General features: G+C 57.5%; 20 protein-coding genes, 1 rRNA gene and 1 pseudogene. 19 read left to right on the forward strand and 3 right to left on the reverse strand.

The window, feature by feature from the left end; all coding sequences use genetic code 11:
• Window positions 1-2: 2 nt before the first annotated feature.
• The 3 genes from ACKFRX_RS06290 to ACKFRX_RS06300 form a co-directional block, all read right to left on the reverse strand.
• Complete coding sequence (locus ACKFRX_RS06290; RefSeq protein ID WP_408927526.1) at window positions 3-2,228, reverse strand: HelD family protein; 2,226 nt, start codon at window positions 2,226-2,228, stop codon at window positions 3-5.
• Window positions 2,229-2,391: 163 nt separating this feature from the next.
• Window positions 2,392-3,408 (reverse strand): DoxX family protein, encoded by a 1,017-nt coding sequence (locus ACKFRX_RS06295; protein WP_005323270.1) that lies wholly within the window; start codon window positions 3,406-3,408, stop codon window positions 2,392-2,394.
• Window positions 3,409-3,485: 77 nt separating this feature from the next.
• Entirely contained in the window at window positions 3,486-4,088 is a 603-nt protein-coding gene (locus tag ACKFRX_RS06300; protein WP_005327847.1) for an MBL fold metallo-hydrolase, read from the reverse strand.
• Between the two features lie 65 nt (window positions 4,089-4,153).
• Between ACKFRX_RS06300 and uvrA the strand changes: the two genes are divergently transcribed.
• The 19 genes and pseudogenes from uvrA (at window position 4,154) to ACKFRX_RS06395 (ending at window position 25,582) form a co-directional block, all read left to right on the forward strand.
• Window positions 4,154-6,994, forward strand: a complete 2,841-nt coding sequence (gene uvrA / locus ACKFRX_RS06305; RefSeq protein WP_408927527.1) for an excinuclease ABC subunit UvrA — start codon at window positions 4,154-4,156, stop codon at window positions 6,992-6,994.
• A gap of 7 nt (window positions 6,995-7,001) precedes the next feature.
• On the forward strand, window positions 7,002-7,850 hold the full coding sequence (locus ACKFRX_RS06310; RefSeq protein WP_408927528.1) for a hypothetical protein: 849 nt from the start codon (window positions 7,002-7,004) through the stop codon (window positions 7,848-7,850).
• A gap of 270 nt (window positions 7,851-8,120) precedes the next feature.
• Window positions 8,121-8,642 carry a translation initiation factor IF-3 gene (infC, locus tag ACKFRX_RS06315; protein WP_080970442.1) on the forward strand — a complete coding sequence of 174 codons (522 nt, stop codon included), beginning with the start codon at window positions 8,121-8,123 and terminating at the stop codon, window positions 8,640-8,642.
• Window positions 8,643-8,678: 36 nt separating this feature from the next.
• Window positions 8,679-8,873 (forward strand): 50S ribosomal protein L35, encoded by a 195-nt coding sequence (gene rpmI, locus ACKFRX_RS06320; RefSeq protein ID WP_005323265.1) that lies wholly within the window; start codon window positions 8,679-8,681, stop codon window positions 8,871-8,873.
• A 55-nt stretch (window positions 8,874-8,928) separates the two neighbouring features.
• Window positions 8,929-9,312 (forward strand): 50S ribosomal protein L20, encoded by a 384-nt coding sequence (gene rplT, locus ACKFRX_RS06325; RefSeq protein ID WP_005323264.1) that lies wholly within the window; start codon window positions 8,929-8,931, stop codon window positions 9,310-9,312.
• 317 nt (window positions 9,313-9,629) lie between these two features.
• Window positions 9,630-9,917 carry a TM2 domain-containing protein gene (locus tag ACKFRX_RS06330; RefSeq protein WP_408927529.1) on the forward strand — a complete coding sequence of 96 codons (288 nt, stop codon included), beginning with the start codon at window positions 9,630-9,632 and terminating at the stop codon, window positions 9,915-9,917.
• Between the two features lie 108 nt (window positions 9,918-10,025).
• Window positions 10,026-10,829, forward strand: coding sequence for an RNA methyltransferase (locus tag ACKFRX_RS06335; RefSeq protein WP_005323262.1), 804 nt, complete (start codon window positions 10,026-10,028; stop codon window positions 10,827-10,829).
• A 103-nt stretch (window positions 10,830-10,932) separates the two neighbouring features.
• Window positions 10,933-11,979 (forward strand): phenylalanine--tRNA ligase subunit alpha, encoded by a 1,047-nt coding sequence (gene pheS / locus ACKFRX_RS06340; protein WP_005327862.1) that lies wholly within the window; start codon window positions 10,933-10,935, stop codon window positions 11,977-11,979.
• 24 nt (window positions 11,980-12,003) lie between these two features.
• The gene (gene pheT, locus ACKFRX_RS06345; protein ID WP_408927530.1) at window positions 12,004-14,517 is read left to right on the forward strand and encodes a phenylalanine--tRNA ligase subunit beta; all 2,514 of its coding nucleotides are present in this window, start codon (window positions 12,004-12,006) and stop codon (window positions 14,515-14,517) included.
• Window positions 14,518-14,662: 145 nt separating this feature from the next.
• Entirely contained in the window at window positions 14,663-14,989 is a 327-nt protein-coding gene (locus ACKFRX_RS06350) for an aminotransferase class III-fold pyridoxal phosphate-dependent enzyme (RefSeq protein WP_408927531.1), read from the forward strand.
• A pseudogene (gene argF / locus ACKFRX_RS06355) lies at window positions 14,986-15,906 on the forward strand (ornithine carbamoyltransferase). The gene ACKFRX_RS06350 and the pseudogene argF overlap by 4 nt, the downstream one beginning before the upstream one ends.
• A gap of 3 nt (window positions 15,907-15,909) precedes the next feature.
• Entirely contained in the window at window positions 15,910-16,392 is a 483-nt protein-coding gene (locus tag ACKFRX_RS06360; RefSeq protein WP_005327871.1) for an arginine repressor, read from the forward strand.
• Between the two features lie 81 nt (window positions 16,393-16,473).
• Complete coding sequence (locus ACKFRX_RS06365; protein ID WP_049378720.1) at window positions 16,474-17,694, forward strand: argininosuccinate synthase; 1,221 nt, start codon at window positions 16,474-16,476, stop codon at window positions 17,692-17,694.
• Window positions 17,695-17,700: 6 nt separating this feature from the next.
• Window positions 17,701-19,131 carry an argininosuccinate lyase gene (gene argH / locus ACKFRX_RS06370; RefSeq protein ID WP_408927532.1) on the forward strand — a complete coding sequence of 477 codons (1,431 nt, stop codon included), beginning with the start codon at window positions 17,701-17,703 and terminating at the stop codon, window positions 19,129-19,131.
• Between the two features lie 219 nt (window positions 19,132-19,350).
• On the forward strand, window positions 19,351-20,868 hold the full coding sequence (locus ACKFRX_RS06375; RefSeq protein WP_408927533.1) for an amino acid permease: 1,518 nt from the start codon (window positions 19,351-19,353) through the stop codon (window positions 20,866-20,868).
• Between the two features lie 12 nt (window positions 20,869-20,880).
• Window positions 20,881-21,918 (forward strand): ornithine cyclodeaminase, encoded by a 1,038-nt coding sequence (locus ACKFRX_RS06380; RefSeq protein ID WP_005323253.1) that lies wholly within the window; start codon window positions 20,881-20,883, stop codon window positions 21,916-21,918.
• 56 nt (window positions 21,919-21,974) lie between these two features.
• Entirely contained in the window at window positions 21,975-22,148 is a 174-nt protein-coding gene (locus ACKFRX_RS06385) for a Trm112 family protein (RefSeq protein WP_005323252.1), read from the forward strand.
• Between the two features lie 23 nt (window positions 22,149-22,171).
• Window positions 22,172-23,431, forward strand: coding sequence for a tyrosine--tRNA ligase (tyrS, locus tag ACKFRX_RS06390; protein WP_005323249.1), 1,260 nt, complete (start codon window positions 22,172-22,174; stop codon window positions 23,429-23,431).
• Between the two features lie 633 nt (window positions 23,432-24,064).
• Window positions 24,065-25,582, forward strand: a 16S ribosomal RNA gene (locus ACKFRX_RS06395).
• Window positions 25,583-25,667 lie beyond the last annotated feature (85 nt).

A 25,667-nucleotide genomic window follows, 5' to 3' on the forward strand; every position in this document is an offset into this window, starting at 1 on the left:
GCCTAAAGAACTTCGCCGCAGTCACCAACGAGCGTGAGCGACTGAGTGGCACGAGTGATGCAGACATAGAGGTTCTGCAATCCCTGTGGGGAGGCATCTACGATGCGCTGCGGATCGAGCACGACCACGTGGTCAAACTCGAGGCCCTTGTAGCGCTCCGCCGTGGCGGCGTCAATAACCGCTGTGAGCCTGCCGTCCTCTTCGCTGTGTACACCAGGGGTGTAGTTGCCTTGCTCAAGCCGACGCACCTGCACCCCATCACGGATGGCTGTCGCCGGAATGGCTTCAGGGTTAATCATTTCCAACAGTCCATTGGCCAAATCCGTGATGGGCTGCGGGGTGCGATAGTTGACGGTTAAGAAGTGGTGACGGAAGCGCTGGGCTACGAAGGGCTCGAGGGCCTCGCCCCAGTCATCAACACCTGCCGGGGAACCAGTCTGGGAGGTATCACCCACCAAAGTCATCCACCGGGAAGGGCAGCGCCGGAAGAGCATTCGCCACTCCATAGGTGTTAACTCCTGGGCCTCGTCCACGATGATGTGACCATAAGCCCACGTATGGTCTTCGCGGGCGCGTTGGGCAGTGGTGCGTTTATCGCGTACCTCCTGGCGGTGCGCCAAGGTCTCGGCGTCGATGACATCGTGGGCAGAGAGGATTTCTGCTTCAAACATGTCATCGTCATTATCTGTGGACTCGGAGGAGGACAAGATATCCAATGCGTCTTCCGCATCAGCCACTTGGTCGCGCCACGCCGCATCATCGGCTGCCTTCTTTTCTTCAGGGTTGGGTAGGCCGATGAGGACGGCAAGCTCGTCTAGCAAGGCCGCATCCGAACCCGTCCATGCTCGCCCCTCTGCGCGGTAGAGCGCTTCTTGGGTTTCCTCGTCATATCCGTGGGCGGCAGAAGCGATACGCTCGCGTGAGGAGACTAGAGCAGCAAGTACATCGGTGGGGTGTAGTTCGGGCCAAAACTCATCGATCAAGGCAGTAACGGCCGCGTCCTCAGCAAGGTCATCGTGGAATTGATCGATATCAGCGCGCGAAAGAAGATTCTTTCCGCCAAGCGGATCTGCACCTACCTTTTCTGCCATTTGCTGGGCAAGGTCTTCTACTAAATGCTCAATGAAGGCACCGCGAGCCTCATTGTGCGGCTTGCGCGAGCGGCGTGCACGTGTCCGGGCGCTTTTCACCATTTTTGGGGTGACGCTTAAGGTAAGGCCGTCGACTGCTAGTTCGCGGGGGGCGTCGGGAAGCAGCTGGTAGTCCTTGACCGCGGTGGAGAGGATTTCCACCATGGCGTCGCTGCCCTTGATTTCCCGAGCCACGAGGTCTTCTTTGTGTTCCGGTTCGATTCCAGGGAAGAGTCCGCCGATGGTGGAGAGCACCACGCCGGTCTCGCCCAGTTCTGGGAGCACGCGCGAAATATAGTCCAAGAAGCTGCTATTGGGGCCAACGATGAGTACACCGGTGGTAGAAAGCAGCTCGCGGTGGGTATAGAGCAGATAGGCAACGCGGTGCAGCGCAACTGCGGTCTTGCCGGTGCCGGGGCCGCCTTCTACCACCATTACGCCGCGGGTGTTATCGCGGATAATCTCGTCCTGCTCCCGCTGAATGGTCTCCACAATGGAAGCCATGTGACCCGTGCGGGCTCGCTGCATAGCGTGGTAGAGAGCGGATTCGCTCGCTACGCCGGCCTCTTCTTCACGCACGCCGGGGCCGGAGAGGACCTCATCATGAATGCCCGTGACGGTGCGCCCCTTGGTGCGGATTTGGCGGCGGGTGTGCACGCCTTCTGGCTGGGCGGTGGTAGCGAGATAGAAGGGCCGTGCCATGGGGGCACGCCAGTCAAGCAGTAGCGTGCGATAGTCATCTTCACGCGCATCGAGTCCCATGCGGCCGATGTAGCGGCGATCTAGGCCTTCCGGGGTGGGATTGTCACCTGGGGCATCGATGTCGATGCGGCCAAAGACCAAACCCATCTGTGCCACATTGAGACGATCCAGCTTGGCTTGGAGCCCGTGGTATTCCGTTTCGCGGCGCACCAAGGCATCCGCGTCCGGGGTGGAGGGATCTACGTCCGCCTGCACCTCATTGAGCCGTTCATTTGCCGCGGCCACCTCATCGTCGAGGCGGGAGAAAAGGCCGTCCACATAATCTTGCTCCGTTGCGATGGCTTCGCGCTCCGAGGAACCTGCGGCCGCCGCGTGCTTATTGGATGCTGAGTTCACGTGACTCCTTGGTGTTTGGACGTTGATGGGGTGGAAGGTACCGGGCACGCTGTCCGGCGAGGGGGAGAGATGAGTTTAGACCCTGCTGTGACAAAGAACAACGGCCCAGCATAAGGCTGGGCCGTTGAGTCATCGCCGAGATGCTCGGCTGAAGAAGATGTGGCTACTTAGAGCGCTTTTCCAGCTTCTTGATAGCTGCCTCGATCTTCTTATTTGCCTCCTGCTGCAGCTTGTCAGCGTGCTTGGAAGCCTTCTTGTTTGCGCGCTTGGACTTGGCGCCATCCAGCTTGGCGACGGCCTTGTCGGCACGTGCCTGAGCCTTGGTAGCTGCCTTCACAGCACGGGTACGGGCGATGTCGCGATTAGCCTGTGCGGTCTCGAGCCAGTCACCCTTATTGTCTTCAACGTAAGTCTTGGCGTTGTCGACCGAGTCCTCGATGAAGGACTTGGCGTTGCCCAGCAAGCCGCGGCCAGACTCCTGCCAATCGTCCTTGTTGTCCTCTACGTAGGTCTTCGCATCGTCAACATAGGACTTGGCGGTATCCAGCAGACCGCGGCCGGTGGACTGCCAGTCATCCTTGTTGTCGTCTACATAAGCCTGTGCCTTGGCAGAGGTCTCGTTGATCCAGTCGCCGGCCTTGGAAGACAGCTCGTTAGCACGGGCAGAGAGCTCTTCGCGTTTCTGCTCGGATTCAGATTTAGTAGGCAGCGCCTGCTGAATCTTCTTATTCGTGCGCTTGCCGGCCTTCTGTGCGCGCCAACGCAGGGAAGGCTTGCCCTCGGTGTCCTGGGTAGCGATAAATAGGGCGCCGAGCAAAGCGGTGTTGGTAACGAATCCGTTGCGGCGGGATTCCTTGTCTTCCTTGTTGTCTGCTGCCCAGAAGTTATTCTTGCCAATCAGGTTAGGCAGGGTTGCGGCGGCCAGTACCGCAGCGGAAGTGCGCGGTGCCTTGCCCAGAGCCAAGGTGGAGCCGGCGCCTACCTTAGCGCCGCCAATGGCGCGGGTAACTAGTTCTGGGTCATTGGGGATGTAGCCCTGGTACTCAGAAGGAACGGCCTTGCGCACGGTCTTGAGGAAACCCTCGGTCTCCTTGACATGCTCGGACGCGTTGCGCAGGTTGTCTACGCCTTCCCATACAAATACGGATGCCAGCATGGGGCGGGCAAGCTTGCGAATCATAGTCCTTAAAGCTCCTTAGCTCGTTGTTCTAGACCTATCGTGTGCTAGACCATTGTACGCGGAAAACCGCCTTTGGATCACCAGCGGCGTTCCCACCAGTCACCAAGCTTGGGTCGCTCCTCGCCCAAGGTCGTGGACTTGCCGTGTCCCGGGCGCACGATCGTATTGTCGGGGAACTCATCAAAGATGCGCGCGGTGACGTCCTTATATAGACGGACGAAGTCTCCCTCAGAGGTAGTCTTGCCCAGGCCACCGGGGAAGAGGGAATCGCCTACGAAGAGATTGGTGACGCCATCGATGCTTGCAACTAGGGCTGCACCGCCGGGGGTGTGGCCGCGCAAGATGATGACTGGCAGCTGAAGACCCGCGAACTCGATGGAATCGCCCTTGCGCAGCTCCACGTCTACCTCAGCCGGGATGGCGGGGGAATCAAGGAAGGAGGCGTAGTGAGTAGCACCCGTTTCGGACAAAATCTCCTCGAGTGCGCGCACGTGGTCCCAGTGGCGGTGGGTCGTGAGCACCGCGGTAATTTTCACTCCGGCCTTGCGGGCCATGTCGAGGATTGCGGGCGCGTCATCGGCGGCGTCGACAAGCAAGCCCTCTTCGCCCGCCTGAAGGAGGTAGCAGTTATTGTCCATCTCGGACACGGAAATCTGATGTAGCTGAAGCTCGTTAGTCATGTGTCCCAGCCTACGGGTACATTCGAGGGAAGATTGCAATCCCTAGTACTGGAGGTCTGAGCACAGTGGCTGATCGTTTGGTGGTGCGCGGTGCCCGCGAGCACAACCTCAAGGGCGTGGATATCGATATCCCCCGCGATAAAATGGTTGTTTTTACCGGCCTATCCGGCTCCGGTAAATCTTCGCTGGCCTTTGACACCATCTTCGCTGAAGGCCAGCGCCGCTACGTGGAATCCTTGAGTTCTTATGCCCGCATGTTTTTAGGGCAGATGGATAAGCCCAACGTGGAATTTATTGATGGCCTGTCACCCGCGGTGTCCATTGATCAAAAATCCACCAACCATAATCCACGCTCCACGGTGGGCACGATCACGGAGATCTACGACTACCTGCGCTTGCTATTTTCCCGTGCTGGTACGCCGCACTGCCCAAAGTGCGATGCGGTAATTGAGCGCCAAACGCCGCAGCAGATCGTGGATGCGGTGCTGGAACTAGAAGAAAAGCTGAAGTTCCAGGTGCTTGCACCGGTAGTGCGCAAGCGCAAGGGCGAGTTTGTGGATCTTTTTCAGGATCTTTCGGCGCAGGGTTATTCCCGCGTGCGAGTGGATGGAGAGACCCATCAGCTCAGTGATCCTCCCAAGCTAAAGAAGCAGATCAAGCACAATATTGAGGTAGTGGTTGACCGCCTGCAGGTGAAGGCCTCGCAGAAGCAACGCTTAACGGATTCGGTGGAAACGGCCCTGCGCTTGGCCGATGGTCTGGTCACCATCGAGTTCGTAGATAGGGAAGAGCTCACCCACACGTACTCGGAAAAGGCCGCCTGCCCCAATGGCCACACCTTGACCATTGAAGAGTATGAGCCCCGTGCCTTTTCCTTCAATGCTCCGTTTGGTTCTTGCCCGGTGTGTGATGGTTTGGGTACCAAGCTGGAAGTCGATGTTGACCTGCTTATTCCGGATCCGGATGCCCCGGCGGTTGATGCGATTCAGCCGTGGCACTCCTCTCCCAACTCCCGCTACTTTGTCAAACTAGTGGAGGGTCTGGGCAAGGCAATGGGCTTTGACCCTAAGACGCCAGTGAGCGAATTGACCAAGGAGCAGCGCCATGCGCTCATCTATGGCACGGACGAGGAGGTGCAGGTTCGGTACAAGAACCGCTACGGGCGCCAGCGCAATTGGACCGCGCCGTTTGAGGGCGCGACCGGTTTCATTCACCGCAAACTGGAAACGACCGATTCTCAGTCCCAAAAGGATCGCCTGCTGCAGTACACCCGCCGCGTGCCGTGCAGCACCTGTAAAGGCACGCGCTTGAAGCCGGAGATCTTGGCTGTCCGCTTGGCCTCTACTACTCACGGTGAGCAGTCCATTGCGGGGCTGTGTGCGCTTTCGATCGAAGATGCCTCTGAATTCCTGGACTCTTTGGTGCTGGGGCACCGCGAGGAAATCATTGCCGGTGCGGTACTCAAGGAAACCCAGGCTCGGTTGCGCTTCCTTCTGGACGTCGGTCTGAATTACCTGACCTTGGATCGCGGTGCGTCCACGCTTTCGGGCGGCGAGGCACAACGCATCCGTTTGGCCACGCAGATTGGTTCCGGTTTGGCCGGCGTACTTTATGTGCTCGATGAGCCTTCCATTGGTTTGCACCAACGCGATAACCAGCGCCTTATTAAGACCCTGCAGCGTTTGCGCGATATTGGCAATACCCTCATCGTGGTCGAACATGACGAAGACACCATCCGAGAGTCCGATTGGCTTGTCGATGTGGGCCCGCGTGCCGGTGAATATGGTGGCGAGGTGGTCTATCAAGGCGAACCGGCGGGAATTGAAAAGGTAGAGGAGTCCCTGACTGGCCAGTACCTTTCTGGCAAGAAGGTGCTCGCTGTCCCGGATCACCGCCGCGAGATCGACAAGGACCGCACCCTGAAAGTGGTGGGTGCACGCGAGAATAACCTGAAGGGCATTAACGTCGAAATCCCGCTGGGAGTGTTGGCATGCATTACCGGTGTTTCTGGTTCTGGTAAGTCCACCGTGGTTAATGAGATTTTGGCCAAGACCTTGGCCAATAAGCTCAACCGCGCCCGCCAGGTCCCCGGCCGGGCCAAGCGCGTCGAGGGCGTGGAGCACTTGGATAAGTTGGTCCAGGTTGACCAGAGCCCGATTGGCCGCACTCCGCGTTCCAACCCAGCGACCTACACGGGCGTCTTTGACAAGATCCGAAGCCTTTTTGCCGAAACCCAGGAGGCCAAGGTTCGTGGCTACAAGGCTGGCCGCTTCTCCTTCAACGTCAAGGGTGGGCGCTGCGAGGCATGCCAAGGCGATGGCACCATCAAGATCGAGATGAACTTCCTGCCGGACGTGTATGTTCCGTGTGAGGTGTGTGAGGGCGCTCGCTATAACCGCGAGACCCTGGAAGTGCACTACAAGGGAAAGAACATCGCCGAGGTTCTTGACATGCCCATTTCTGAGGCAGCGGACTTCTTCGAGCCCATCAACTCGATTCACCGCTACCTTGCCACGCTTGTCGACGTCGGCTTGGGCTACGTCCGTCTCGGACAAGCCGCTACCACGCTGTCTGGCGGTGAGGCCCAACGCGTTAAGCTCGCCTCGGAACTGCAAAAGCGCACCAACGGTAGGACCATCTACATCTTGGACGAGCCGACCACCGGTCTGCACTTTGAAGACATCCGCAAGCTGATGTTGGTCATCCAGGGCCTCGTAGACAAGGGAAATTCGGTGCTCGTCATCGAGCACAACCTCGATGTCATCAAGGCTGCGGACTGGATCGTGGATATGGGACCGGAAGGCGGTGCCGGCGGTGGCACCGTTGTCGCGCAGGGCACCCCGGAAGATGTCGCGCAGGTGGAGGGCTCCTATACCGGTAGCTACCTAAAGGACATGTTGAAGTAGGGACACTGTGAATAGTTACCGCCTCGGCGCCAGCCTGTTGGCAGCGCTCGCTCTGTTTACGGTGAGCGCTTGCTCTGGTGATCCTGAGTCCGAGAACGTCTCAGCACCCGCGACGTCCTCTCCAGCGCCCGACCCAGACTTAGTGCGCTCTCAGCTTGATCGTGCAGTAGACAAGACTGCAAAGAAATACCACGCCAAGGTTGGGGTTGCTATTTCGGCTGGCGATGACACTATTGCTGTGGGCGATAAGGGTAAGGGTCCCGTCTGGTCCACGGTAAAGGTCCCTATCGCCATCGCCGCACTGAAAGACGGCGCGAATAAGAGTTTGGTCGACCTGGCAATCAAGGAATCCGATAACGATGCCGCCTACGCCCTATGGTCGCAGGTGAAATGGCGCGAAGGCTCCGCCAATAAGGCAGTAGAGGAATTGCTCGAAGACTATGGATCACACGCGGATATCCATGACACCGCTTTTGGCTATTCCACGTGGTCATTGAAAGACCAAGCAGTCTTCGGTGCTGAATTGCCTTGCATTGAGGAGGCGGACTACGTCCACAAGGTGCTCAAAGACATTGTGTCCTGGCAGAAAATTGGCCTGTCGAAAGAGAAGCGAACCCGCGCCAAGAGTGGCTGGGGCTTGGACGAGGACGACAATGAGTACACCTACCGCCAATTTGGTGTTCATGAGGTGGCCGGAAAGCGCGTCGGCGTCGCGTTATCTGTGGTTACCGATGGCGAGGACTATGCCAAAGCCGAGCCAGCGGTAAAGTATCTCGCCCATGAGTTAGTGGACATTGTCGATAAAGGCGTAGAGAAGGGCAATATCAAACCAGCTGTCCAATGCAAGGACAGCTAGGCGAGTTGCGATTTGGTGGAAAGGGTAGAAGCTGCTATCCTCAAAGCCACTACCGCCCATGATGCCTTTTCGAGGTTCGTGGGTCACAAGCGGAGTCTCTCCCACCCGATGCCGCGAACACCGTTCGTAGGATAAAGGTAAAGGTAACCAAGCACTCGTGCTTGGCACTGTGAGAACTCCCGGCTGTCTTTGGCAGACCGGGTTTGATTCGTTTGTGGTCCCGGTAGGTGAACTACTTACTCATACACCCCCTAATCGAGGAGAACCACAATCAGCGCTGAAGCTCGCATCAATGAGCGTATCCGAGTACCCGAGGTCCGTTTGGTAGGCCCCGGTGGTGAACAGGTGGGCATCGTCCGTACCGATGATGCTCGCAAGCTTGCATACGAGGCTGACCTTGACTTGGTTGAGGTAGCCCCGAAGGCAAAGCCCCCAGTGGCCAAGATCATGGACTACGGCAAGTTCAAGTACGAGCAGGCTCAGAAGGCTCGCGAAGCCCGTAAGAACCAGCAGCAGACCGTGGTTAAGGAACAGAAGTTCCGCCCGAAGATCGATGATCACGATTATGAGACCAAGAAGGGTAACGTAGTTCGCTTCCTCGAGAAGGGATCCAAGGTCAAGGTGACCATCATGTTCCGTGGTCGTGAGCAATCGCGTCCGGAGCTGGGTTTCCGCCTCTTGGAGCGTTTGGCTGATGACGTCGCTGAAGTTGGCGTTGTTGAGTCCCGCCCCAAGCAGGATGGTCGCAATATGACCATGGTCTTGGGTCCGGTTCGCAAGGGCAAGAAGTAGACCAGATTCCACGTAGGATTTAAGGACTTAATACTCATGAAGCAGAAGACCCACAAGGGCACCGCAAAGCGTATCAAGGTGACCGGTTCCGGCAAGCTGCGCCGTGAGCAGGCTGGCCGCCGCCACCTGCTGGAGGGCAAGCCGTCCAAGCGTACCCGCCGTCTGAAGGGCACCGAGGCAGTCGCACAGCCTGACACCAAGCGCGTCAAGCGCCTGCTCGGCCGCGCATAATAGCGCCGAATCAACCCACATCCGCCATCACAATTTGAATTAAGGAAGTATCACTGTGGCACGAGTAAAGCGCTCAGTTAACGCAAAGAAGAAGCGTCGCGCGATTCTGAAGTCCGCTAAGGGCTACCGCGGCCAGCGTTCCCGCCTGTACCGTAAGGCGAAGGAGCAGTGGCTGCACTCCATGACTTACGCTTACCGCGATCGTCGCGCTCGTAAGTCTGAGTTCCGTAAGCTGTGGATCCAGCGCATCAACGCTGCTGCCCGCATGAACGACATCACCTACAACCGTCTCATCCACGGCCTGCGCCTGGCTGAGATCGAGGTTGACCGCAAGATTCTGGCTGAGCTTGCTGTCAATGACTTCGAGGCATTCTCCGCACTGTGCGAGGCTGCTAAGGCTGCTCTGCCTGAGGACGTCAACGCTCCTAAGGCTGCCTAGTTACTAGGGACACAACGCCCGTTTCTCCGGTTTATGTGCCGGGCGAAGCGGGCTTTGTTCGTTTTATACTCTATCTGTCTAATGAGCTCGGTCTCGCATGCTACATTGAGTCCAGACCACGAGTGACCCCGAGACCGAGGAGCAGATTCCCTGTGACAAACCCAAATGGTGGCTACCAACCAGAAAGCGGCGAGTATTCTGGCCACTCCTATGACAACAACCAGGGCCAGCAGTACAACCCCTACAACTAGCAAGCCGGTTACCAGCCGCAGTACAACCAAGGCTATGCACCACAACCGAATATGGGTTCCTATCCAGTGCAGCAGCAGTATGTGGCGCAAGGACAGCAAAAGTCTTGGATCGCGACTTTGCTTCTGTGCTTCTTCTTGGGCTCCTTCGGCGCACATAACTTCTATACCGGCCGCACGACCTTCGGTGTAGCGCAGCTGGTGCTTAATATCTTGGGCTGGGCTACTTTCTGGTTCTTGCTCGGGTTCGCGTTTTGGGCCATCGTCGGAATCTGGGTTTTCATTGAGTTCATTATGATCATCGCCGGCGCCGGTGATTACGACAAGGACGCCCGCGGCGTGCCACTAGCTAAGTAGCACTCAACATTGTGATCCTGTTGCCATACCGGCAACAGGATTTTTTGTTTTGCATACGCAGCTGGGTCTGAGTCTGGGGCTAGGCAACTAGTAGGTAGGGTAGGAGCCATGAATTTGGATTTTGACTCTGCCTTTACTGAACGCACCCCGCGCATTGTTAATGCAGCCAAGCTGCACCGTGCGGCTAACCGGAAGAAGGCGAAGCAATTCCTGATTGAGGGAGAAAACGCCGTCGATGCCGCGGTGTCTACAGGCGCGGCTGTCGATGTTTTCGTCACTGAAAAGGCCGCAGAACGCTTCGGTGACATTATTACCGCCTGTGGATACATGGGGGTGTACGTCCATCCCATTACCGATAAGGCGGCTAAGCATTTATCTGATACCGCCACCACCACGGGGCTTTTCGCGCTATGCAAGCCAGTGCTGTGGTCCGCGGGCAAAATCCTTAACGGCAAGCCGAGTTTGGTCTCTGTTCCCGTGCTCACTTCGGAGCCGGGCAATGCAGGCACGTTGATTAGGACTTCCGACGCCATGGGCGCAGATGGAGTAATTTTTGCGGGCGAGACGGTCGATCCCCTCAGCTGCAAGGTAGCGCGCGCTTCGGCCGGTTCGCTATTTCATGTCCCGGTAGCGAGGGATCCCAATATCAAAGACGTTTTGGGGCAGCTGCGCAAGTCGGGCATGCAGATTGTGGCGACGGCCGCTGATGGGGAAGTAGACCTCGCAGAGGCAGATTTGTCCCAACCGACGGCGTGGCTTTTTGGCAACGAGGCCCACGGGTTGGGCGAGCTACTGGAAGAAGCCGATATGCGGGTGCGTATTCCGCTACGTGGGCGCGCAGAGTCACTCAACCTAGCGACCGCGGCGAGTATCTGTCTTTATGAGTCAGCAAAAGCCCAAGAGCACAGCTAAGCAGATCCCCGAATGAAAAGGGGGTCCCTGGGGCGGTCGGACTAGCCGGGACAGAGTAAGATTGCACGCGTTAGTTTTCGCGCGAGAAGAAGGTACGAAGTACGTGTCCGATACACCGCAGATCGAATTGACCGAAGAGGCTCTTGGGGCCGCGGCCGATAAGGCTATCGCAGCCTTCGACGCAGCCGAAACGCTCGATGAGCTGGCTGCAGCCCGCCGCGAGCACCTAGGAGATGGCGGCTATATTCCGCAGGCGCGCCAGTCTTTGGGGCAGCTGCCCAAGGATCAGCGCAAGAGCGCTGGCAAGGCTGTCAACATGGCCCGCGGCAAGATGGAAAAGCGCTTTGCCCAGGTTAAGGATGTCTTGGAGCAAAAGGCTCGCGAGGAGCAGTTGCGAGCAGAGACCGTTGACGTCACCATTCCCACCACCCGCACCCAGACTGGTGCTCTTCACCCAATTACCGCACTCTCTGAGCGCATTGCGGATATTTTCGTCGGTATGGGCTGGGAAATCGCGGATGGCCCCGAGGTTGAGGCAGAGTACTTTAACTTCGACGCTTTGAATTTTAAGCCGGATCACCCAGCACGTACCCTGCAGGATACGTTCCACGTCTCCGGCGAGGGTTCTAAGCAGGTACTACGCACGCATACCTCTCCGGTCCAGGTGCGCACGATGCTGGAGCGCGATGTGCCGCTGTATATCGCTTGCCCAGGTCGCGTATTCCGCACCGATGAGCTGGATGCCACCCACACCCCGGTTTTCCACCAGGTAGAAGGTTTGGCCGTGGATAAGGGCCTGACCATGGCTCACCTGCGAGGCACCCTGGAGCACTTGGCCAAGGTGTTGTTCGGTCCGGAGACCACGACGCGCATGCGCGTGAATTACTTCCCGTTCACCGAGCCCTCTGCCGAGGTTGATGTGTGGTTCCCCAATAAGAAGGGCGGCGCCGGTTGGATCGAGTGGGGCGGCTGCGGCATGGTGAATCCCAATGTGCTGCGCGCCGTTGGTGTTGACCCAGAGGAATACACGGGCTTTGCCTTTGGCATGGGCCTCGAGCGCACGCTGCAGTTCCGCAATGGCTTGACCGATATGCGCGACATGGTCGAAGGCGATGTCCGCTTCACCCTGCCGTTTGGCGTGCAGGCTTAAAACCCAGAAAGGATAGACACACTAATGCTTATTTCCCAAGACTGGGTCACCCGCATCCTGGGCGCTAAGAACCCTGGTTGGAACGTTTCCGCTGCTGATATGGACTCCGGATTCGTACGCGTCGGTTTTGAGACCGAAGGTTATGCTGCCGTTCCGGAGAGCACCGGTCCGCTGGTCATCGGCCAGGTGGTAGAGATCGAGGAACTTACTCAGTTCAAAAAGCCCATCCGCTACTGCCAGGTGAATGTTGGCCAGGCTAATGGGACGGGCGAGCTGCAGGGCATCATTTGCGGTGCTCGTAATTTCCGTTTGAATGACTATGTCGTTGTGGCGCTTCCGGGCTCGGAGCTTCCTGGCGGCTTCAAGATTGCGGCGCGCGAGACTTACGACCACATCTCTAATGGCATGCTGTGCTCTGGCGCTGAGCTCGGTTTGGGCGCGCAGGCCAACGGCATCATCGTCTTGGGCGATGACGTCGCAGATAAGGTGGGCGAGGATGCTCGCCCGATTATTGGGCTGCACGATACCGATTTTGACGTCAACATCACCCCGGATCGCGGCTACGCCCTGTCCGCGCGCGGTTTGAGCCGTGAGATTGCCTCCGCTTTCGATCTAGAATTTGCCGATATTGCCAAGGATCCGTCGGTTGCTGGAATTGATACCTCTGTTGTTCCGGCGGCGCAGGGCTCGCTTATCGACGTCACTCTAGACCCCGCGACCAAGGCGCAGCGTTTCGGCCTCCGCAAAGTCAGCGGTATAGACCCGCAGGCGCGTACCCCGTTCTGGCTGGAGCGTGAGCTCATGCTCTGCGGCCAGCGCAGCGTGAACCTGCCCACGGACATTACTAACTATGTGATGTTGCTTTTGGGCGCCCCGATGCATGCATTTGACGCCAACGTTATCCAAGGAAATCTCGTTGTCCGTAATGCCAACGAAGGCGAGAAGTTTGAGACGCTGGATCACGTAAAGCGTGAGCTTTCTGCAGAAGATGTGGTCATCTGCGATGACAATGGCATCCAGTCACTGGCCGGTGTCATGGGCGGTACTACCTCCGAAATCTCGGCGGAGACCACTGATGTTGTCTTCGAATCCGCTATCTGGGATCCGATCACCGTGGCGCGCACCTCCCGCCGCCATAAGTTGTCGTCCGAGTCCTCCCGCCGCTTCGAGCGTGGCGTGGATCCAGCGGTCGTCGAGGTCGCTCTAGACACCGCATGTGCGCTCTTGCAGCAGCTGGCGGGCGGCACCATTGAGGAAAGCCGGACGCTTATCGGGGACGTCGCCAAGCGCGAGCCTATTGCCCTGCGCACCGCAAAGGCTAGCGAGTATGCAGGCGTTGACTATTCCCGTGAGACCGTTATTTCCCGCCTCGAGGAAGTCGGCTGCACTGTCGCCGATGAGGGTGACATGCTGCAGGTAACGCCCGCTACATGGCGCACCGATATCTCTATGGATGTTGACCTCATTGAGGAGGTCCTACGTCTGGAGGGCTTGGAGGACATTCCCACCGTCTTGCCTACTCCGGCCGGCGGTCGCGGTCTGACCCCAGCGCAGAAGCGTCGCCGCGCTATTGGTCACGGCCTCGCCTATGCCGGTTATGCAGAGGTATTGCCGGCCCCGTTCGTAGCGAACGACACCTTTGATGTGTGGGGCTTGGACAAGGATGATGCTCGCCGCCGCACCGTAGAGGTGCAGAATCCGCTTGAGGCAGATAAGGCCATCTTGTCCACGACTCTGCTTCCGAACATGCTGGAGGCCATCGGCCGCAATGTTGCGCGTGGCCGCAGCGACCTCGCCCTGTATGGTCTGCAGCAAGTGGCATTCAAGCGCGCCGCGGCATCGCCCATGCCTTCTGTAGAGCAGCGACCTTCCGAGCAGGTTGTTTCCGAACTTCTAGATACCCTTCCTGAGCAGCCGCTGCACGTTGCAACGGTGGCCACTGGCAATATTGAGCATGAGGGACCGTGGGGCGAGGGTCGCGCATATAGCTACGCCGACGCTATCGAATCCGCCCGCCAGGTCGCTCGCGCCGCCGGCGTGGATATCGAGCTGGAGGCAGCGAACGTTCTTCCCTGGCACCCAGGTCGTTGTGCTGCCGTGAAGGTGGCAGGCACTGATGTGGTTCTGGGCCATGCCGGTGAGCTTCACCCGCAGGTTCTGGAAGCGCTGAACCTGCCGGCGCGTACTTGCGCTATGGAGCTGGACGTTACCGCTATGCCATTGGAAGAGAAGTTTCCTGCACCGGTACTATCCTCCTTCCCAGCATTGCACCAGGACATCGCGCTCGTGGTGGATGAAGATGTCCCAGCAGAGCGCGTGCGCGCCACCGTGGAAGAGGGGGCGGGCGAACTCATCGAGTCCGTCGAGCTCTTCGACATTTTCCGTGGTGAGCAGTTGGGTGAGGGCAAGAAGTCCTTGGCCTTCCAGCTTCTGTTCCGTGCAGCGGACCGCACGTTGACCGATGAGGAAGTCAACGAGCACCGTACGGCGGCAGCGGAGCTGGCTAAGCAGCGCTTGGGCGCAGAGATGCGCGCATAGCTTTCCCAAAAAAGGGGCGGTGAGATTTAGCTCACCGCCCCTTTTTTCATACATTTTTCCGCTCCTGACGAAGCTTTAACCAGGCATTTTTCTAAATTGTATGAATAACATACGGTCGAGTGTATTTATTGCTATAGTCACCCCTATGACGATTTCAGTAGCAATTGCAGGCGCCACCGGATACGTGGATGCGGAATTTCTTGCGGAAGTTACCCATAAGGGTGACTATCTGCGGCAAGAGATTGAAAAATTGCCGCTTGTAGAACGCGTACGCGGCCGCGGCCTGATGCTCGGCATTGTTTTAGCACAACCGGTGGCTAAGCAGGCCGTGCGCGACGGGCTTGCGCGGGGACTCATCCTCAACGCACCCAGTGAGAATGTTCTCCGCCTCACCCCACCCATGGTTATTTCCCACGATGAACTAGACACAGCACTGACAACACTTCGGACGATAATGGAGGAACTAGCATGAGCCTGCGACACTTTCTGGCTGACGATGATCTCAGCCCACAAGAACAAGCAACCATTTTGGACCTAGCTGAAAGGCTCAAGAAGGATCCCTTTGCAGAGCGCCCACTAGAGGGGCCTAAGACCGTGGCGGTGCTCTTTGATAAAACGTCTACGCGTACCCGCTTTTCCTTTGAAACCGCAGTAGCGAATATGGGCGGCAAGGCCATTACCGTCGATACTTTTACGACTCAGATGGGCAAAGGGGAGTCCTACCAAGATACGGCCGCGGTGCTTTCGCGGTACGTGGAGGCAATCGTGTGGCGCACCTTTGACCATGACAACCTCCTCCAGATGGCGGAGACTGCGACCGTTCCTCTGGTCAATGCGCTTTCCGACGACCTGCATCCCTGCCAGATTCTGGCTGACCTGTTGACCTGTCGCGAGAATTTGGGTGATCTCAAGGGCAAAAAGGCTGTCTACCTGGGCGATGGCGATAATAATATGGCTAACTCCTAGATGATTGGTTTCGCCACGGCCGGCATGGACGTCTCCATTATCGCGCCCGAAGGATTCCAGCCGCGCCAGGAATTTGTCGACCGCGCGCGCAAGCGGGGCAACATCACCATTACTGATGACGTGGATGAAGTTGAAGGTGCAGACGTAGTCATCACCGATACGTGGATCTCTATGGGGCAGGAAAATGATGGCCGCGATAGGCGTACGCCGTTCCTGCCATATCAGGTTGATTCGACCATAATGAGCAAAGCGCATAAGGATGCAATATTCTTACATTGTTTGCCGGCGTACCGTGGAAATGAGGTCACGGCTGAGGTAATTGATGGACCACAGTCGCGCGTCTTTGATGAAGCGGAGAACCGCCTGCATGCGCAGAAAGCGCTTCTCGTCTGGTTGCTCGAAATAAATAAGGAGATCAACTAAGTAATGAACACCCCGACCACCCGCAATGCTCGGCAGGCCAAGATCCTGGAGATTCTGGATCGCAATCGCGTCACCAGCCAGGTGCAACTATCCGAGCTTCTCCTCGCAGACGGCATCGACATCACGCAAGCCACTTTGTCCCGTGACTTGGATGAGCTGGGGGCGAAGAAGGTAAAGCGCGATGGTGGCCGTTCCTTCTACGTGGTCGGCGGTGAGCTGGAGCAATTTGAAGACCAGGTGGGCGGCCCCCGTGAAAAGCTGCGCCGCATGCTCGATGAACTGGTGGTATCCCATGATTCTTCCGGCAATATAGCCATGTTGCGCACCCCAGCCGGTGCGGCCCAGTACCTTGCCAGCTTTATTGACAGGGTGGGGCTGCACGATGTCATTGGCTGCATCGCCGGCGATGACACCATCTTCGTTTTGGCGCGCGAGGGTGTCACGGGTGCAGATCTGGCAGTGACACTTACCACGCGGAATATTTAGACGGTGGTGGTGGCAATTCCCACCACCAGCGTATATTATGTACTTAGATGAATTGTTTCCAATAGAGCAAGGAGATTAACCATGTCCGCACGCGTAGTATTGGCTTACTCTGGTGGCCTTGATACTTCCGTTGCCATCCCATACCTGGCAAAAATGACCGGTGGTGACGTAGTCGCCGTTTCCCTGGACTTGGGCCAAGGCGGCGAAGATATGGAATCGGTTCGCCAGCGTGCACTTGACTGCGGTGCCGTAGAGTCCATCGTTATCGATGCCAAGGATGAGTTTGCAGAGGAGTACTGCGTTCCCACCATCAAGGCAAACGGCATGTACATGAAGCAGTACCCGCTGGTATCGGCTATTTCCCGCCCCCTCATTACCAAGCACTTGGTAAAGGCCGCGCAGGAATTCGGCGGCACCCACGTCTCCCACGGCTGCACCGGCAAGGGTAATGACCAGGTACGCTTCGAGGTTTCCTTCCGCGCCCAGGATCCTTCCCTCGAAATTATCGCCCCTGCACGCGATTATGCGTGGACCCGCGATAAGGCCATCGCCTTCGCGGAAGAGATCAACCTGCCGATTGAGCAGTCCGCGTCCTCGCCATTTTCTATCGATCAGAACCTGTGGGGCCGCGCGGTAGAGACCGGTTTCCTTGAGGATCTGTGGAACCCGCCAACGAAGGATCTCTACGCCTATACCGAGGACCCGAGCCTGGGTAATGCCCCGGATGAAATTATCATCTCCTTTGAGAAGGGCATCCCGGTCGCAGTCGATGGTCAGAAGATGTCCCCGCTGCAGATTATTGAAGAGGTCAACCGCCGCGCTGGTGCCCAGGGCATTGGCCGTCTGGATATGGTGGAGGACCGCTTGGTAGGCATTAAGTCCCGTGAGGTCTATGAGGCTCCGGGCGCCATGGTCCTCATCCAGGCCCACGAGGCGCTGGAGGATGTCACCGTGGAACGCGAGTTGGCTCGCTACAAGCGCTTGACCGATGCCCGCTGGTCCGAGGAGGTCTATGACGGCCTCTGGCACTCGCCGCTGAAGCGTTCCTTGGATGCTTTCGTTGAGGAGTCCCAGGAAAACGTCACCGGTGATATCCGCCTGAGCATGCATGCCGGTACCGCCACAGTCACCGGTCGCCGTTCCGGCCAGTCCCTGTACTCCTTTGACCTGGCTACTTATGACACTGGCGATACCTTCGACCAGACCGCAGCTAAGGGCTTTGTGCAGCTGCACGGCCTGTCCACCCAGATCTCCAACCAGCGTGACCGCGACGGTGGTTTCCCCACCAGCGCGCAGAAGTAGGAGCACATGGAACCGCATAAGACTAATGAGGGTGCCCTATGGGGTGGCCGCTTCTCCGGCGGACCGTCTGAGGCGATGTTTGCCCTCTCTGTATCCACTCACTTTGACTGGGTGCTGGCGCCATATGACGTACTAGCCTCCAAGGCCCATGCCAAGGTGCTGCACAAAGCGGGCTTGCTTTCCGACGGCGACTTGAACACCATGCTCTCCGGCCTCACCGAGCTAGGGGAGAAGGTGGCCTCCGGTGAGTTCCACCCAGCGCCCACGGACGAAGACGTCCATGGTGCGATGGAGCGCGGGCTCATCGAGATTGTGGGCCCAGAGGTAGGCGGTCGCCTGCGCGCTGGTCGTTCCCGTAATGACCAGGTCGCGACCCTGTTTCGCATGTGGGTACGTGATGCCATTCGCGATACCGCGGCTCAGGTGAGTGACTTGGTGGATGCCTTGGCTGAGCAGGCCGCTGCCCATCCGGACGCCATCATGCCGGGCAAAACCCATTCGCAGGCGGCACAGCCAGTTCTGTTGGCGCATGAGCTTTTGGGCCATGCGCAGCCACTTCTGCGCGATATCGAGCGACTGCAGGACCTGGATAAGCGCTTGGCGGTATCGCCCTACGGCTCCGGCGCGCTGGCCGGTTCCTCCTTGCAGCTAGATCCGGAAGCCATTGCGGAAGAGCTCGGCTTCGATGCCGCCGCAGAGAACTCCTTGGATGGCACTGCGGCTCGTGACTTCGCCTCCGAAACCGCATTCGTGCTGGCCCAGATTGCCGTCGACATGTCCCGACTTTCGGAAGAAATTATCTACTGGTGCACGCCGGAATACGGCTACGTCACCCTGGATGATGCATGGTCGACCGGCTCGTCCATCATGCCGCAAAAGAAGAATCCGGACGTTCCGGAACTCACCCGCGGCAAAACCGGCCGCCTTATCGGTAACCTCACTGGCCTGTTGTCTACGCTCAAGGCACAGCCGCTGGCCTATAACCGCGACCTGCAGGAAGATAAGGAGCCCATCGTTGATTCGGTGGCGCAGCTTAACCTGCTGCTGCCGGCAATGACCGGACTGGTGTCCACGCTGACTTTCCACGAGGACCGCATGCGCGAACTTGCCCCGCGCGGGTTCACGTTGGCTACCGACTTGGCCGAATGGATGGTTCGCCAAGGCGTTCCTTTCCGCGAGGCGCACGAAGCGTCCGGCGCCTGCGTGCGCATCGCTGAGGAGCGGGGAGTTGACCTAGTGGAGCTCACCGATGAGGAGTTGGCGGGCGTCGACAAGCGGCTAAAGCCTAGCGTCCGTGAAGTACTCACCATCGACGGGGCAGTGGCCTCTCGTGCCACCAAGGGCGGCACCGCTGGTGTCCGCGTGGCTGAGCAGCGCGAGACTGTCCGCCAGCGTGCCGCGGCTGCTCGCTCGTGGGCGCAGAAGCCGCTGCGCTAATTCTCGGTGCGCTTTAGAAACCGCATGGTCTTCGGCCATGCGGTTCTTTTTTATCTCGCTGCGGGGGTGGGAGATTGACCCCCATTCCCAACCTGTCAACTGCGTTGTTGAACACAATGGGGGTAGTGGTGACATGGGTAACAGTGTGGTGCGTTAGTATTCTTGCAGGGAATGTGACCTAACAGACTCGTTCACCGTAATGAAAGGACGATCTCTCCTATGACAGTAAATTCGCCTCCGCCCACAGCGGGGCCCCATGAGAATGAAAAGGCGGTCTACGCCTCGGAAGACCACGGCCTGCAAAAGGGAATGGGCAATCGCCAGTTGCAGATGATTGCCATCGGTTCCGCAATCGGTACCGGCCTTCTTCTAGGTACCGGCAGCCGCCTGCAAGACGCGGGCCCCTTCCTCTCCGTGCTGTACCTCGTATGTGGTTTCTTCGGCTACATCATCTTGCGTTCACTTGGCGAGCTCATCGTCTATCGCCCCAGCTCCGGCTCCTTCGTGTCCTATGCTCGCGAGTTTTATGGCGAAAAGACCGCTTTCGTCACTGGCTGGTTGTACTGGGGAAACTGGGCCATGACCCTGGTGGCGGACGGCACAGCCGTCGCCATCTACATCAAGTGGTTTAGTCAGTACACGTCGTGGCTCGATGCCGTCCCGCAGTGGCTACTTGCGCTCGTGGTCATCTGCGGCATCCTCGTATTTAATATGCTCTCGGTGAAGATCTTCGGCGAGCTGGAGTACTGGTTCTCCCTGATTAAGATCGTCGCGCTGATCATCTTCATGCTGGTGGCCATCGGCGTCCTCATCTTTGGCCACCCGAGTGGCGACCCGACCGGCTTTAGTCTCATTTCTGACACCGGCGGCTGGTTACCTAATGGCTTAATGCCAGCCGTGATCGTCGTCCAGGGTGTCGTCTTTGCCTATGCCGGCATTGAGCTCGTTGGTACCACTTCCGGCGAGACCAAGAATGTAGAAAAGCACATTCCGCGTGCAGTCAACAACGTGCTGCTGCGCATCCTGATTTTCTACTTCGGCTCCGTGCTGCTACTCACGCTCGTGCTGCCGTACACCGACTACGTCGCTGATGTTTCCCCATTCGTGACCTTCTTTGAGTCCCTTGGCGTAGGAGCGGCGGCCCCGATTTTCCAGCTTGTCGTTATCACCGCTGCGATTTCCTCGCTCAACGCCGGCCTGTATTCCACCGGCCGCATTATGTACAACATGTCCACTTCCGGCTCCGGCCCGAAGTTCGGCGCTCGCATGTCCAAGTCTGGCGTGCCCTACGGCGGCATCGTCATGGCGGCCATGGTGGGCTTGGTAGGCGTCTTCCTCAATTATGTGGTGCCGGAGATGGCGTTTGAAATCGTGCTCAACCTGGCAGCCTTGGGCACATTGGCGTCCTGGGCGGCAGTTGCGCTCTCGCACCTCAAATTTGTGCGCCTGGCCAAGAGCGGAAGCTACACCCGACCGGGATACCGCTCGCCGTTTGGCGAAGGTGGAGACTGGGCAGTGCTCATCTTTATTGGTCTGGTTATTATCTTGATGGCCTTTGATTATCCAATCGGCACTTTTGCACTTGCATCGACCCTGCTCCTCGTTCCGGTCTTTATGGCAATGTGGTACGCATGGCGCGACCGCATTCGCGCCATCGCGGAAGAGAGGAAGGCGAAGCACCTGCCAACCTCCAGCTTCCCGGCCGCACCGCAAACAGACCTTCACCCAAAGAAATAGAAAGGAACTTTTATGAACCACGCAGTTAAGTTCGTAGACGTAGAGAATATGGCGCGCTGGATTCAACGCGAAGGCGTAGAAAACATCATTACCGGAATGGTGGACTACCTCGAGGCCGACTACCGCGAGTGGGAGCGCTTCGACAAGATTCCGCGCGTTGCCTCCCACACCCCGTTCGGCGTTATCGAGCTCATGCCTACCTCCAATGGCAAGGAGTACTCCTTCAAGTACGTCAACGGTCACCCATCCAACCCGGCTCGCGGTTTCCAGACCGTTACTGCCTTTGGCGTGCTTGCCGACGTCGACAATGGTTACCCCACCTTCGAAGCCGAGATGACGCTGCTTACCGCACTGCGTACCGCCGCGACCTCCGCCATGGTGGCAAAGCACCTGGCACGCAAGGATTCCAAGCGCATGGCCATGGTCGGTGCGGGTTCCCAGTCCGAGTTCCAGGCGCTTGGCTTCCGCGGCGTTATGGGTATTGAGGACATCACCATCTATGACATCGACCCTGAGGCGGTAGAAAAGTTCAAGCGCAACTTGGAGCCACTGGGCTTTAATATCACTGCTTGCTCCAGCGTCGACGAGGCGGTTTTGGGTGCAGACATCATCACCACCTGTACCGCAGACAAGGCTCAGAACCAGATTCTGGCTGAGCGCCACGTCGCCCCGGGCGTCCACCTCAATGCCGTTGGCGGTGACTGCCCGGGCAAGACCGAGCTGGAGAGCTCCATCCTGGACAAGTCCAAGGTCTTCGTAGAGTTCCCAGAGCAGACCCGCATCGAAGGTGAAATCCAGCAGAAGCCGGAAGACTTCCCGGTTGTCGAGTTCTACCAGGTGCTCACCGGTCAGGCCACCGGCCGCGATGACGATGAGCAGATCACGCTCTTCGACGACGTCGGATTCGCCATCAACGACTTCTCCGCCCTGCGTTACCTGCGCGATTCTGTCAAGGGCACCGACCTGGAGTCCGAGATCGACATCATCGCCAACCCGGATGACCCGAAGGATCTCTTCTCCCTGGTTGCAAACGTTCCCTCCCTGCTCTAAGTCGAAGGTGGGGTAGAGGGATCCAACTTCTTCCTCTACCCGCTAAGATAAGACGCATGAGTCTTGACCCGAAGTTGCTAGAGGTCCTTGTCTGCCCGCAAGACAAGGGCCCTTTGACATATCTGGAAGATAAACAGGTCCTCGTCAACGAGCGGCTGGGCATTGCCTATCCCATTGAGGATGACATCCCAGTCATGCTTGTAGACCACGCCCAGAAATGGCCAGCTTAACTTCGACTTTTAGAAAGACCCCCATGAATATCATCGATGAACTGCAATGGCGCGGACTGATCAATCAGTCCACCGATCTTGAGGCCCTGCGCGAGGCATGTGAGAACCCCATCGCGCTGTACTGTGGGTTCGACCCCACGGGCGACTCCCTCCATGCTGGCCACTTGGTCCCACTTATCATGCTGCGCCGCTTCCAAAACGCCGGCCACCACCCAATCGCATTGGCGGGTGGCGCAACTGGCTTTATTGGTGATCCGCGCGACGTCGGCGAGCGCTCCATGCTGAGCGAGGAAGACTTGGCCCATAACCTCGAGGCCATCAAGGGGCAGCTGCGTCGGTTCATCGATTTCGACGGCGAGCAGGCTGCCACCATGGTCAACAACGCCGATTGGACCATGAACATGTCCGTCATCGACTTTTTGCGTGACGTAGGTAAGAACTTCTCCCTTAATACGATGCTGGATCGCGATACCGTCAAGCGACGCCTCGAGGGCGACGGCATTTCCTACACCGAGTTTTCCTACATGCTCCTGCAGTCCAATGACTTCGTGCAGCTCCGGCGCGAGCGCGATTGCGTATTGCAGATCGGCGGCGGTGACCAGTGGGGCAATATCGTCTCTGGCGTAGACCTAAACCGTCGTATCGATGGCGCCAAGGTCCATGGCCTTACGGTGCCTCTGGTTACCGACGCCTCCGGACAGAAGTTCGGCAAGTCCACTGGCGGCGGAAAGCTCTGGCTCGATCCGGAGAAAACTTCCGCATACTCCTGGTACCAGTACTTCCTCAACGCCGGTGACTCTGTAGTCATCGACTACCTGCGCTGGTTCACCTTCCTGACGCAGGAGGAAATCGCCGAATACGAGCGTGCGGTAGAAGAAGAGCCTTATAAGCGCGCCGCTCAGCGCCGCCTGGCGCAAGAGATGACCGATCTGGTTCACGGTGAAGAGGCAACCAAGGCTGTCGAGCTTGCCGCTCAGGCGCTATTCGGCAAGGCCGAACTTTCCGAGCTGGATGAGAAGACCCTTGCCGGCGCGCTCTCTGAAACCACTGTCGCCGAAGTTGCCGCCGGCGAACCGCGCACCATTGTTGACCTTCTCGTGGCTAGCGGCTTGGCGGATTCCAAGGGTGCTGCTCGCCGCACCATTAAGGAAGGCGGCGCATACGTCAATAATCAGCGCATCGAATCGGCAGAGTGGGAGCCGTCTGCAGAAGACCTCCTGCATGGAAGCTGGCTGGTGCTGCGGCGAGGCAAGAAGAACTTCGCTGGCGCTAAATTGAGCTAAACAGCAGTAGATGACGTCCGTTCCACTCGTTGGAAGGGCGTCATTTTTCAATTTTTGTACGCTGTACTGCGGGTTTGTGTTGTTTGGCGGAGTTGGACTACATTAATCCAAGTCGCCGCGAGGTAGCCGGTTGGTTACTTTTAAGCGAATTTTGTACGGGCTTGGTTCGATGATTTGACTTGGTTCATTTGGTTGAGTAAGTTTGTACGGGCCGCCAACGAGAGGTTAACGGTAGGTTAATTTTCTTGTGGTGTGCGGATGATGTTTGAGAACTCAATAGTGTGCCAATGTACTTTTTATTTTTTGTGTGCATGGTTGTGTGTTGATTGGTTTGTCTGCCAGCAGGCCTAGGTGGTTTGTTGGTTGGTGTGTGCCGGTTGGGTATGTGGAACACATACCTTTTTTGAATGCTGTTTGGTGTTTCGGCTGCATTGAGATGGATTGGTTGGCATGTGATTGTGTTCAACTTTTTGGTTTCCTTATTTTTGACCCCGTCGGGTTGAGGGGACTGTTTATTTTTTCTTTGTAGTAATTTTTTGGACGCCAGCACAGGCTTTTGTGGTTTGTGGTGGTTTGTTCTTTTGTTGGGTTTCGGGCTTTTCACGGCCTGTTTCGGATTTGTTCTGAAATTTTTTTGTGGAGAGTTTGATCCTGGCTCAGGACGAACGCTGGCGGCGTGCTTAACACATGCAAGTCGAACGGAAAGGCCCTGCTTGCAGGGTACTCGAGTGGCGAACGGGTGAGTAACACGTGGGTGATCTGCCCTGCACTTCGGGATAAGCCTGGGAAACTGGGTCTAATACCGGATAGGAGCCATTTTTAGTGTGATGGTTGGAAAGTTTTTTCGGTGTAGGATGAGCTCGCGGCCTATCAGCTTGTTGGTGGGGTAATGGCCTACCAAGGCGGCGACGGGTAGCCGGCCTGAGAGGGTGGACGGCCACATTGGGACTGAGATACGGCCCAGACTCCTACGGGAGGCAGCAGTGGGGAATATTGCACAATGGGCGCAAGCCTGATGCAGCGACGCCGCGTGGGGGATGACGGCCTTCGGGTTGTAAACTCCTTTCGCTAGGGACGAAGCTTTTTGTGACGGTACCTAGATAAGAAGCACCGGCTAACTACGTGCCAGCAGCCGCGGTAATACGTAGGGTGCGAGCGTTGTCCGGAATTACTGGGCGTAAAGGGCTCGTAGGTGGTTTGTCGCGTCGTCTGTGAAATTCCGGGGCTTAACTCCGGGCGTGCAGGCGATACGGGCATAACTTGAGTACTGTAGGGGTAACTGGAATTCCTGGTGTAGCGGTGAAATGCGCAGATATCAGGAGGAACACCGATGGCGAAGGCAGGTTACTGGGCAGTTACTGACGCTGAGGAGCGAAAGCATGGGTAGCGAACAGGATTAGATACCCTGGTAGTCCATGCCGTAAACGGTGGGCGCTAGGTGTGAGGGTCTTTTCACGACTTTCGTGCCGTAGCTAACGCATTAAGCGCCCCGCCTGGGGAGTACGGCCGCAAGGCTAAAACTCAAAGGAATTGACGGGGGCCCGCACAAGCGGCGGAGCATGTGGATTAATTCGATGCAACGCGAAGAACCTTACCTGGGCTTGACATACACCGGATCGGGCTAGAGATAGTCTTTCCCTTTGTGGCTGGTGTACAGGTGGTGCATGGTTGTCGTCAGCTCGTGTCGTGAGATGTTGGGTTAAGTCCCGCAACGAGCGCAACCCTTGTCTTATGTTGCCAGCATTTGGTTGGGGACTCATGAGAGACTGCCGGGGTCAACTCGGAGGAAGGTGGGGATGACGTCAAATCATCATGCCCCTTATGTCCAGGGCTTCACACATGCTACAATGGTCGGTACAACGCGCAGCGACACTGTGAGGTGGAGCGAATCGCTGAAAGCCGGCCTTAGTTCGGATTGGGGTCTGCAACTCGACCCCATGAAGTCGGAGTCGCTAGTAATCGCAGATCAGCAATGCTGCGGTGAATACGTTCCCGGGCCTTGTACACACCGCCCGTCACGTCATGAAAGTTGGTAACACCCGAAGCCGGTGGCCCAAACTTGTTAGGGAGCCGTCGAAGGTGGGATCGGCGATTGGGACGAAGTCGTAACAAGGTACCCGTACCGGAAGGTGCGGGTGGATCACCTCCTTTCTAAGGAGCTTTTATTTTTCTGGGTGCAGTTGCACCCTGTGGTTGGTTGAGTATGCGAGTGTCATACTGCCAACTTTTATTATTG

The organism is Corynebacterium tuberculostearicum (assembly GCF_046097465.1).
In the GTDB taxonomy this organism is placed as follows: Bacteria; Actinomycetota; Actinomycetes; order Mycobacteriales; family Mycobacteriaceae; genus Corynebacterium; species Corynebacterium tuberculostearicum_I.

Excerpts from the sequence above, each read along its gene's own strand:
- ACKFRX_RS06295 (WP_005323270.1), bottom strand. The coding sequence starts at position 3,408 with ATGATTCGCAAGCTTGCCCGCCCCATGCTGGCATCCGTATTTGTATGG.
- ACKFRX_RS06300 (WP_005327847.1), bottom strand. The coding sequence starts at position 4,088 with ATGACTAACGAGCTTCAGCTACATCAGATTTCCGTGTCCGAGATGGAC.
- rpmI (WP_005323265.1), top strand. The coding sequence starts at position 8,679 with ATGAAGCAGAAGACCCACAAGGGCACCGCAAAGCGTATCAAGGTGACC.
- ACKFRX_RS06335 (WP_005323262.1), top strand. The coding sequence starts at position 10,026 with ATGAATTTGGATTTTGACTCTGCCTTTACTGAACGCACCCCGCGCATT.
- pheT (WP_408927530.1), top strand. The coding sequence starts at position 12,004 with ATGCTTATTTCCCAAGACTGGGTCACCCGCATCCTGGGCGCTAAGAAC.
- ACKFRX_RS06350 (WP_408927531.1), top strand. The coding sequence starts at position 14,663 with ATGACGATTTCAGTAGCAATTGCAGGCGCCACCGGATACGTGGATGCG.
- ACKFRX_RS06360 (WP_005327871.1), top strand. The coding sequence starts at position 15,910 with ATGAACACCCCGACCACCCGCAATGCTCGGCAGGCCAAGATCCTGGAG.
- ACKFRX_RS06365 (WP_049378720.1), top strand. The coding sequence starts at position 16,474 with ATGTCCGCACGCGTAGTATTGGCTTACTCTGGTGGCCTTGATACTTCC.
- argH (WP_408927532.1), top strand. The coding sequence starts at position 17,701 with ATGGAACCGCATAAGACTAATGAGGGTGCCCTATGGGGTGGCCGCTTC.
- ACKFRX_RS06375 (WP_408927533.1), top strand. The coding sequence starts at position 19,351 with ATGACAGTAAATTCGCCTCCGCCCACAGCGGGGCCCCATGAGAATGAA.
- ACKFRX_RS06380 (WP_005323253.1), top strand. The coding sequence starts at position 20,881 with ATGAACCACGCAGTTAAGTTCGTAGACGTAGAGAATATGGCGCGCTGG.
- ACKFRX_RS06385 (WP_005323252.1), top strand. The coding sequence starts at position 21,975 with ATGAGTCTTGACCCGAAGTTGCTAGAGGTCCTTGTCTGCCCGCAAGAC.
- tyrS (WP_005323249.1), top strand. The coding sequence starts at position 22,172 with ATGAATATCATCGATGAACTGCAATGGCGCGGACTGATCAATCAGTCC.